The organism is Pelovirga sp. (assembly GCF_059864205.1).
Genome location: NZ_JCBCBS010000151.1, coordinates 23,619 through 30,520 on the forward strand (window position 1 = coordinate 23,619; position 6,902 = coordinate 30,520).

The window sequence follows — 6,902 nt, forward strand, 5'->3', positions numbered from 1 at the left end:
TACTTCTTGTGTGTGGTTGCTGTCAAACATTGTTGGTTGTCTGCCGTCTGCTGTTGGGGTAGACTGCGCAACGAACTTTTGTCTGTTAACTCCGGAGGTCCTTCGTGGCTCGCAAGACACGTCAAATCAAACTCGGTGGGCTCGCGGTTGGTGGTGATGCGCCGATCAGTGTGCAGTCGATGTGCAATACTGATACCCGGGATGTGACTGCCACCCTGAACCAGATTGTGGCCCTCGAGCAGGCCGGCTGCGAGATAGTCCGTTGCGCGGTACCTGATCTCGATGCAGCACGGGCTTTGAAGCAGATTCGCCAGGGTTGCGGTATGCCACTGGTGGCTGATATCCATTTTGACTATCGCCTCGCCCTGGCGGCGATTGATGCCGGCATTGACGGTCTACGCATCAACCCCGGCAATATCGGTGAGCGCTGGAAGGTGGCCGAGGTGGTACGCGCCTGTCAGGAGCGGCAGATCCCGATCCGTATCGGCGTCAACGCCGGCTCACTGGAGAAGGAATTGTTGCACAAGCATGGCCACGCTACAGCTGCGGCCATGGTGGACAGTGCTTTAGGGCACATTCGTCTGCTCGAAGAAGAGTCTTTTGAGCAAATCAAAATCAGCCTCAAGGCTTCTGATATTGCGCGAACCGTGGCGGCCTACCGTTTGCTGGCGCAGCAGGTTGATTATCCGCTGCATGTCGGCATCACTGAAGCCGGGACGCTGTTCAGTGGTACCATCAAGAGCGCCATCGGGCTCGGGGTTTTGCTCAGTGAGGGGATCGGCGCTACCCTGCGGGTTTCCTTGACCGGCGATCCGGTGACGGAGGTCCGCGTCGGCTGGGAAATTCTCAAAAGCCTCGAACTGCGCCAACGCGGGCCGGTGTTCATCAGCTGCCCGACCTGTGGACGTTGCCGGATTGACTTGATTGCCATTGCCAACGAGGTTGAAGCGCGCCTGCAGGATCTTCCCCTGCCGTTAAAAATTGCTGTTATGGGGTGTGCCGTCAACGGTCCCGGTGAGGCACGCGAAGCTGATCTGGGAATTGCCGGTGGTAATAACCAGGGGATTCTTTTTCGTCGCGGTGAACTGGTGTGCAAGGTGCCCCAATCTGACCTTGCCGATACCCTGGTGGCTGCCGCCTGGCAGGAGGTTGCCGAACGGCAATCAGCCAAAAACAACCACCCCGGCTCCTGTAACGCTTAAGGTGCTTGCATTTATCCACTTCGTCAGGTTAGCTTTCCGGTTTATTTATTGTCGGGGTGTCAGCGGGGCAAGGACCCGCGCAATCAAACCGGTTTGGTAACAACTTTTATCTCATCAACAGGAAAAACCATGCGCTATTCCCAGTATCTTCTGCCTACGCTCAAAGAGGTTCCTGCCGATGCCGAGGTCATCAGTCACCAGCTGATGTTGCGTGCCGGCATGATTCGCAAGGTCGCTGCCGGTATCTACAATTATATGCCTCTGGGGTTGCGCTCCATTCGCAAAATGGAGCAGATCATCCGCGAAGAGATGAATCGTGCCGGCGCCATCGAATGTCTGATGCCGATGGCCAATCCGGCGGAGTTGTGGCTGGAATCGGGACGTTGGGAAAAATATGGCAAGGAGCTGCTGCGCTTTAAAGACCGCAAGGGCGCGGATTTCTGCATGGGGCCAACCCACGAAGAAGTGGTGACCGATATCGTTCGCAATACGGTTCGCTCCTATCGCCAGCTGCCCCTTAACCTTTATCAGATTCAAACCAAGTTTCGCGATGAGATCCGTCCACGTTTTGGTCTGATGCGTGGGCGCGAATTCATCATGAAGGATGCCTATTCTTTTGATCTCGATGATGCCGGTGCGGATCTGTCTTACCAGAAAATGTATCAGGCCTATCGCAATATCTTCCAGCGTTGTGGCCTGCGCTTCCGCGCGGTAGAGGCGGATAGCGGCGCCATCGGCGGCAGTTTTTCCCACGAATTTATGGTTCTTGCCGAATCGGGGGAGGATGCCATCGTTTCCTGCAATTCCTGTGAGTACGCCGCCAATGTTGAAAAAGCCGAGGTGTTGTGGAGCGAGCAGGTGCCGTCCCCACCCGGGCAGGAATTGCAGCTGGTGGATACCCCGCAGCAGAAAACCATCAAGGAGGTTGCCGACTTTCTTGGTCTGCCTGCAGCCAGGCTGGTAAAAACCCTGATTCTGCAGACCTCAACGGAAGAAGTGGTGGCCGTTCTGCTGCGTGGTGATCGTGAACTGAACAGCATCAAGCTCGCCAATCTGCTGGATGTTGATTGGGTTTTACCCGCCGAGGAGGAGATTGTCCGCCGCGTGACCAGTGCTCCAGCCGGTTTTGCCGGCCCCATCGGCCTTGATGTTCGCCTGCTGGCAGACAACGAAGTACGCGCCATGAGTGATTACGTCGTAGGTGGTAATGTCGCCGATAAACATTATGTCGGTGTCAGTCATCCGCGTGATTTTGCCATCGATCAGTTTGCCGATCTGCGCCGCGCCGAACAGGGCGATCCCTGTCCGCGTTGCAGTGGCGGACGCTTTGAAAGTTGGCGGGGGATTGAGGTGGGGCACGTGTTCAAGCTCGGCACCAAATACTCTGAAACCATGGCTGCCACGGTGCTGGATGATCAAGGGCAACATCGGATGCTGGTGATGGGTTGTTATGGCATCGGCGTTGGTCGGACGGTGGCGGCGGCAATTGAACAGAATCATGATGAGCACGGCTTGAAGCTGCCGCTACCGCTGGCCCCTTTTCAGGCGCTGGTGGTTATGCTCAACCCCAAGGATGAGCAGGTGCGCCAGGCCAGCGAGGAGATCTATGCGCAACTGCTGAACGTGGGGATTGAAGTGCTGCTCGACGATCGCGATGAACGCCCGGGGATCAAGTTCAAGGATGCCGACCTGGTGGGCATTCCGTTGCGGGTGACGGTTGGCGCGCGCGGGTTGCAGGATGGGGTTGTTGAATTGAATATCAGAACCAGCGGCGAACAAACTGTGGTGCCGCTGGGCGAGGTTGTCGCTGTTTTGGCCCGGCATATTGCTGCCGCCGCTGAGGCCCAGGGTGAACGTGCAGATGCCGGCAACAGGGCCTGAAATGGTATGACGGAGTTGCGTGTCGATAAGGGTGGGCTGCACGGTCTGCCGCCCGCCGTCTGTCAGCTGCTTGCCGATAAACCGCTGGAGCTGCTCTCGGCTTCTGCTGGTCATCTGTTGCTGGCAGACCCTCAGGCTGCTGCTCCAGTGCTGCTGGCCGGTGTCCTGGAAGAAGGGGCCATCCCGGATCTGCTGTCCTTTTTCAATATGTTCCGCAAGAGTGGAGTGCTCAATATTCTTCTCGATGGGGGGAGCAAATCCTTGTATTTCCAACAGGGCGAGGTGGTGTTTGCCACCAGTACCTTCGAGACAGAAGATATCGGCTCGGTGCTCTTTTCCCTCGGTAAGATTGAACGACAGGAGTTGGAGCAGTTGCGTCAGCAGGTGACTGAAGTCACGACCCTGGGAAAATTGCTGGTTGAACAGGCCTCCGTGACGCCCAAGGATCTGTGGTCAGCGGCGCGCAGCGAAGTGGAGAATATTGTCTATAATCTGTTCAGTGCCGCGCGTGGCGCTTTCTATTTTCAGGCCAAGGCGGTTGAACAGGAAGATATTGTGCGCCTGTCTATGAGTACCCAGAATATGATTATGGAAGGACTGCGGCGACTCGATGAAAAAGCCCAGTTCATGCGGAAGATTATCTCCCTTGATTATTATCCTTGTGCTACCGGCAAAGAGGCTGGAAATTTGACGGAAACTGAAACACGGATGCTCAATCTCACCAGTTTCGGGCAACTCAAAGCGCGTGATCTGTTCAGAAAGTCGGCAGTGCGGGAGTTTGACGGTATCCGCACCCTCTACGATTTGCTCGAACGCGACCTGTTGCGGATGTATGAATCGTCCGGAACGGAAATCGAAGGGGTGCTGGGTCAGATCCTCACCATTTACAATAATCTCTTTCGCGAAATTCATCTCCCGCTGAAACAGGTTAATCCAGGGTACCTTGAAGAGATTGCACTGGAATTACGCATCCTGCCGCAACCCTACACCTTTGTTTTGCGTGATGTGGTGTTTCGTGTCGACGGCACTCTGGATGGCCATTTTCTGGTGGCCAACTTGGACGGGCTCGAATTGCGCGACAAAACCAAATTGCTGGTGGATTCCCTGGCGGAAGTCGCCTATCTCAAAAGTATGACCATCAGGCAGCAGTTAAGTGCCGACCAGGCACGCCCCCTTATTTCACGTGTTCAGGAGAGTACAATTCAGGCTCGTGCTCTGGCCGGGAGAGATATATGAACAAAAATGCCAAAGACCGTTTGATTTTTGCCCTGGATGTTGACGATTTTGACCAGGCGCGTTACTGGGTTCAAACCCTCAAGGACAACGTTGGTGTATTCAAGATCGGCAAACAGCTGTTTACCCGCTGTGGTCCTGAGGTGGTGAAGATGGTGGTTGACCAGGGCGCGGATGTGTTTCTTGATCTGAAATATCATGATATTCCCAACACCGTTGCCAAGGCGGCAATTGAGGCAACCCGGCTCGGTGTGCGGATTTTTAATGTCCACGCTTTGGGTGGTGCCCAAATGATGCGTACTGCCGTGACGGAAGTAGAGGCCTATTGTCGTCAGGTCGGCTGCCCGCGGCCGCAGATGCTTGCGGTGACGATTCTGACTTCATCAGATCAGGCGACGCTGACGGAAATTGGCATTGAACGACCGCTGGAGGACATGGTGGTGCGTCTGGCCCGACTGGCACAAGCAGCCGGTTGCGATGGCGTGGTGGCATCCCCTAAAGAAGCCGCCTTGATCCATGCCGCCTGCGGTGACGGCTTTGCCATTGTGACTCCAGGAGTGCGCCCGGCGTTTGCCGCTCAGGATGATCAGAAACGCATCATGACCCCGGCGGACGCTATTGCCGCTGGTGCTACGGCACTGGTGATCGGTCGACCGATCTCTGCTGCCGCCGACCCGCTGGCAGCGGCAGGGCAGATTCTCGCAGAAATCAGTGCCGCGCTGGGGGGCTGATGGCGGATTATCTTTACGGCATCAATCCGGTCGCCGAGGCTCTTGCCGGTGCCGGTCGGCGACCACTGGAGCTGTTATTGGCCGCAAACCACCGCCAGCAGCGCCTGGAATCGTTACGGCAGCAGGCAGCAACACAACAGGTTGCGGTGCGCCAGGTTGATCGCCATGATCTCTCTCGTCTGATTGGCCATGATCGTCATCAGGGGGTTGTGCTCAAGCTCGAGCCGTTTTGCTACGTTTCTGTGGACGCGTTGATCGCGCGCGCCGGGCAGGCTGGAAATGACGCTTTTTTCCTGATCCTCGACGGCATTACCGACCCGCACAATTTCGGCGCTCTGGTGCGCAGTGCTGAAGGAGCCGGATGTCATGGCGTAGTGGTTGCCAAGGATCGTGCCTGTCCGGTAACCCCGGTCGTTGAAAAAGCTGCAGCCGGTGCTTTGGCCCATCTACCCTTATGCCAGGTGACTAATTTGGCACGCACCCTGGAAAAGTTTAAACAAGCAGGGATCTGGTGTTATGGATTGGCCGGAGAAGCGCCGGCAAAAGACCTGTTTGCTACTTCCTTGAATGGACCGGTGGCTCTGGTTGTCGGTAGCGAGGGGAGCGGTTTGCGTCCCAACATCCGTAAGCATTGCGATGCCCTGTTGGCCATCCCCATGATCGGACATCTGAGTTCCCTTAATGCTTCGGTCGCAGCCGGGATTGCCTTGTTCGAGATCGTGCGCCAGAGGCGACAACATCACTGATCCGGTTGCAGCGAAAGTTTTGTTTCTTTAATGATAATGATTCAGCTGCTGTCCTTCGCGCAGGGCCTTTGGATCCTGTGGCAAGGGTTTTTGTCGCCATGGACGGCGACAAAAAGCGGTCATGGATGACCCAACGGGAAACAATCGCGTCCCTTGACATAGGATTCCCGACCCGGTGCTGAACAGATACCTTTATTGTTGACATCATCCCGGCCGATGCTCTATAAGACGGCGCTGTCAGTGCGGAACATATGTCGGGGTTTTGTGAGGTTTTTTACTTGCATTAGAAGTTTATTTGGTATATAAGTCCCGTCTTGTGCTGGCGTAGCTCAATCGGTAGAGCAACTGACTTGTAATCAGTAGGTTGGGGGTTCAATTCCTCTCGCCAGCTCCACTAGGTAACAACGGGCAAGCCCGACAATGAAATAAACAAATGCAGGTTCCCCTGGAGGGGTTCCCGAGCGGCCAAAGGGATCAGACTGTAAATCTGACGTCGAAGACTTCGGAGGTTCGAATCCTCCCCCCTCCACCATTTAAACTTGCCGGACAAGGGTTCGATGACTGTGTGCCAGGAGGCTGTCAAGCCATATGTACTGGAACAGTAGTGGATTTGGCGTCCAATGAAGCTTATCAGCAGTAACTTTTGGGCGGGAATAGCTCAGTTGGCTAGAGCGTCAGCCTTCCAAGCTGAGGGTCGCGGGTTCGAGTCCCGTTTCCCGCTCCATTTATTTTTCTGATGTTTCAGCAGAAAAAGGGTTGATCGGCAGGCCCACATAGCTCAGTCGGTAGAGCGCATCCTTGGTAAGGATGAGGTCACCAGTTCAAATCTGGTTGTGGGCTCCACTTTTTTCAGGCTCAGTCAGTAAGGGCGCAAACATATTCTTCGGTGGTATTGGCGTCATCGTGGTTGCGGTAAGCTGTATTTTTTCTATTACAAACAGGTGTTAAGAAAACCAAGGAGGAATTACCAATGGCGAAGGCAAAATTTGAGCGGTTAAAGCCGCATGTTAACGTCGGAACGATCGGTCACGTTGACCATGGCAAGACGACCCTGACCGCAGCGATCACCAAGGTGTTGGCTGAGAAGATGGGTAAGGGTGAAGTCAAGG

At 55.2% G+C, this 6,902-nt stretch carries 6 protein-coding genes and 4 tRNA genes; all 10 read left to right on the top strand.

What is annotated here, in order from left to right; genetic code table 11:
- Positions 1 to 104 precede the first annotated feature (104 nt).
- Positions 105 to 1,202 (top strand): flavodoxin-dependent (E)-4-hydroxy-3-methylbut-2-enyl-diphosphate synthase, encoded by a 1,098-nt coding sequence (gene ispG, locus AC6F7T_RS09670; protein WP_500718305.1) that lies wholly within the window; start codon positions 105 to 107, stop codon positions 1,200 to 1,202.
- Positions 1,203 to 1,331: 129 nt separating this feature from the next.
- Positions 1,332 to 3,083: a proline--tRNA ligase gene (locus AC6F7T_RS09675; protein ID WP_500718306.1), complete on the top strand. Its 1,752-nt coding sequence runs from the start codon at positions 1,332 to 1,334 to the stop codon at positions 3,081 to 3,083.
- A gap of 6 nt (positions 3,084 to 3,089) precedes the next feature.
- The gene (locus AC6F7T_RS09680) at positions 3,090 to 4,319 is read left to right on the top strand and encodes a DUF4388 domain-containing protein (RefSeq protein ID WP_500718308.1); all 1,230 of its coding nucleotides are present in this window, start codon (positions 3,090 to 3,092) and stop codon (positions 4,317 to 4,319) included.
- Entirely contained in the window at positions 4,316 to 5,047 is a 732-nt protein-coding gene (pyrF, locus tag AC6F7T_RS09685) for an orotidine-5'-phosphate decarboxylase (protein WP_500718311.1), read from the top strand. Before AC6F7T_RS09680 ends, pyrF begins: the two co-directional genes overlap by 4 nt.
- A complete protein-coding gene (rlmB, locus tag AC6F7T_RS09690) occupies positions 5,047 to 5,793 on the top strand; it encodes a 23S rRNA (guanosine(2251)-2'-O)-methyltransferase RlmB (protein WP_500718313.1) in 747 nt (248 codons plus the stop codon). Before pyrF ends, rlmB begins: the two co-directional genes overlap by 1 nt.
- 318 nt (positions 5,794 to 6,111) lie before the next feature.
- Positions 6,112 to 6,187, top strand: a tRNA-Thr gene (locus tag AC6F7T_RS09695).
- A 53-nt stretch (positions 6,188 to 6,240) separates the two neighbouring features.
- Positions 6,241 to 6,325, top strand: a tRNA-Tyr gene (locus tag AC6F7T_RS09700).
- A 115-nt stretch (positions 6,326 to 6,440) separates the two neighbouring features.
- Positions 6,441 to 6,517 (top strand) — tRNA-Gly (locus AC6F7T_RS09705).
- A gap of 43 nt (positions 6,518 to 6,560) precedes the next feature.
- Positions 6,561 to 6,636: transfer RNA gene (locus AC6F7T_RS09710), tRNA-Thr, on the top strand.
- 127 nt (positions 6,637 to 6,763) lie between these two features.
- Positions 6,764 to 6,902: GTP-binding protein (locus AC6F7T_RS09715; RefSeq protein WP_500718319.1), on the top strand; the 139-nt coding region annotated here is incomplete at its 3' end.